The organism is Oerskovia sp. 140933, from assembly GCF_059651515.1.
Window position 1 is genome coordinate 1 of sequence record NZ_JAMXIO010000069.1, and the last position, 2,709, is coordinate 2,709.

At 65.7% G+C, this 2,709-nt stretch carries 3 protein-coding genes; 1 reads left to right on the forward strand and 2 read right to left on the reverse strand.

All coding sequences use genetic code 11. From position 1 onward, the window contains the following. Positions 1-169 precede the first annotated feature (169 nt). Positions 170-1,329 (reverse strand): IS3 family transposase gene (locus tag NHG27_RS18905; protein WP_497017348.1). Its coding sequence is split into 2 segments (ribosomal slippage): positions 170-1,048 and positions 1,051-1,329, totalling 1,158 coding nucleotides; the frame shifts between segments, so codons are not numbered across the junction. A gap of 121 nt (positions 1,330-1,450) precedes the next feature. On the opposite strand from NHG27_RS18905, the gene NHG27_RS18910 reads away from it, so the two are divergent. Next, positions 1,451-2,035, forward strand: coding sequence for a hypothetical protein (locus NHG27_RS18910; protein WP_497017349.1), 585 nt, complete (start codon positions 1,451-1,453; stop codon positions 2,033-2,035). On the opposite strand, the gene NHG27_RS18915 is transcribed toward NHG27_RS18910, so the two are convergent. Beyond that, positions 2,032-2,541 (reverse strand): DUF3800 domain-containing protein, encoded by a 510-nt coding sequence (locus NHG27_RS18915; RefSeq protein ID WP_497017350.1) that lies wholly within the window; start codon positions 2,539-2,541, stop codon positions 2,032-2,034. The two genes, NHG27_RS18910 and NHG27_RS18915, sit on opposite strands and share 4 nt — an antisense overlap. Positions 2,542-2,709: the final 168 nt, after the last annotated feature.

A 2,709-nucleotide genomic window follows, 5' to 3' on the forward strand; every position in this document is an offset into this window, starting at 1 on the left:
CTGACAGCCGCCACCTGACCAGCAAGCCCTGTCCCGACGAGAAGGGACCGAAAGTGGAAAAGCCGGGCAGACCGGCAGGTACCGCGCGCCCCCCCCGTCAGCACCGACAGTCAGGCCATCCACGAGCACCGCTCAATCCGCTCCAGAAACCGGCTCGGCGGATCCAGGCTCAGCCGGCGAGTGCGACCTGAGTGGTCATGATGGCTTCGTACTCGATGGGGGTCAATCGTCCGAGTCGGGCCTGGCGGCGGCGCCGGTGGTAGGTGCGTTCGATCCAGGTGATGATCGCCAGGCGTAGGTCCTCGCGGGTGGTCCAGCAGCGCCGGTTCAGGACGTTCTTCTGTAGCAAGGAGAAGAAACTCTCCATCGCGGCGTTGTCTCCGGCAGAGGCGACCTGCCCCATCGATCCGACCAGGTCGTGGCAGTCCAGAACCTGGCGGACCTTTCGTGAGCGAAATTGGCTGCCCCTATCCGAGTGCACGATGCACCCGGCCACGTCACGACGCCGTTGCACCGCGCTGACCAGGGCGTTCACCGCGATCCGCGACGTCATCCGGTCGCTGATCGAGTACCCCACGATCCGGTTGGAGTACACGTCCTTGATCGCGCACAGATACACCTTGCCTTCGGCCGTGGGGTGTTCGGTGATGTCCCACAGCCACAACCGGTTCGGCGCATCGGCCCGGAACTGGCGCAGCACGAGGTCCTCGTGAGCGGGCGGGCCGGCCTTCTTGGCGCTGCGGGCGCGCTTCTTGCCGAACACCGACCACCACCTGTTCTCGGCGCAGATGCGCCACACGGTGCGATCGCACGCGACCAGCCCGGCTCGGGAGGCCTCGTCCGCGAGCAGCCGGTAGCCGAACTCCGGATCGTCGCGGTGAGCGTCGAACAACACGTTCGCGAGATACGCCTCCTCGAGCTCGCGCGCCCCGACAGGCGCCGCGAGCCAGCGGTAGTAGGGCTGTCTGGCGAGCTTGAGAACCCGGCACGTCACCGTGACGGGGATCCCGTCACCGGCGAGCTCACTCACGAGCGGGTAGATCATTTTCCCGGCAGATGAGCCTGCGACAGATACGCCGCCGCGCGGCGCAGCACCTCGACCTCCTGCTCCAGCTGCCGGTTACGCCGACGCAGCTCACGCAGCTCCGCGGACTCCGAGGCGGTCACGCCTGGCCGGTTGCCGTCCTCGACATCGGCGGCGTGCAGCCAGTTACGCAGACACGACTCGGAGATACCGAAGTCCTTCGCGATTTGCTTGACCGGAGCCTCGCCACGGCGAGCGATCGCCACGACATCCTCGCGGAACTCCTTCGGGTGGGGTCTGGGCACGGGGCACATCCTTCCAAGCAGCACCCGAAGGCACCACAGATCAGGTGTCACCTATCCGTGCAGCAGACCCCATCATGAGCCAGGCCGCCGACCAAGCTGCCTAACCAACTGTCACGGAATCATGCAGCAGCCCCGCATGTCGCCGATGAATGTCCCACCCCTCGACTCCCTCACGTGCGCGAGCCACGGATGGCTGGGGCACGTCGCCGCGCACGAAGCGGCCCACGCCGTGTTCGCGGTAGACCATGACTTCCCGTTCGTCTCGGTCAGCGTCCTCTCGCCCGAGCTCTTGCGGGAGTCCCTGGCGTCCCTCGACGAGACGGCTGCGGGCGGTGTGCTGCTCGCGGCACCAGCTCGCGACCTCTTTCCGAGTCGAGAGGGCGACGCACTTGACTTCTGCTTCGCGGGGGTGCGGGCGGAGCGTGCGTGCTACGGCCATTGGATCCCGGCCAGTTTCTCCGGCGACATAGCGTTGTGGCGCGTCGGCACCGGCCGGACCGGAGCACTCGATCCTGCGGAATTTCAGCCGATGTCCGCCGCGTCGATCGAACGTGTGGACGCGTGGTTGACCCAACGGTCCGCGGCCGTGCTCGACGTTGCACGTGCACTAACCGCTGGCGTCGACACAGACGCCGCGGGCCGATACGTCGACTTCGAGCCGATCACCATGACGGCCGAAGAGGTGCGCGTGGTCCTCTCCGCCTAGCTAACCGTCTCGTGCCCACGCTTCGCAGCCTCGTAAACGGCCTTCATGTTCGCGATCCGGTCACCGACGCTGGAAGCGCTCAGCGGGTTGGTGTGGTGTGGCTTGGCCTTGAAGACCTCGCTGTGGTGGAGATCGGGCCAGGCGAGCAGGTGGAGCTTGGACTCGTAGGTAAACAGACCCTGCATGGTGTCGCGGAAGTGACCTGGCGCCCAGCCGAAGGGTGAGTCCCTGACCATCTGGAAGTGTGAGGCGCGGGTGATCAGGGCGCAGATCCAGTCGGCGAGCTGTATCCCAGAGTTGAGCTCACTCTCGATGTGCAGGGGAGCTTCGACGATGCGCTTCATCTCCGGTCGGGGCCGGCTGTAGATGTGGGCGTACAACTTGGCGACGAGCTCGCGGCGCGACTTGTCGGTGATGGCGTCCATGAGGATCAGCAGATCGTCGTCGGCGTGGTCAGCGTGCCTGCACAACCTGTTGATCGTCTCGCGCAGCGCGTCGTACGTGATCGTGTTGGAGTCGCGACCGGTCTGCTTGAGAGTCCCGCGCTGCTTCTCGTCGCCGTAGTAGAAGAGGCCCCCACCTAGGTGTACCCGGCCAGGAGGTTGGTGTCAGTTCCGGTTGTTGAAGGGAGGACCTCCGGGCTTAGTGGAGATGTCGAAGTCTTCACAACCCGG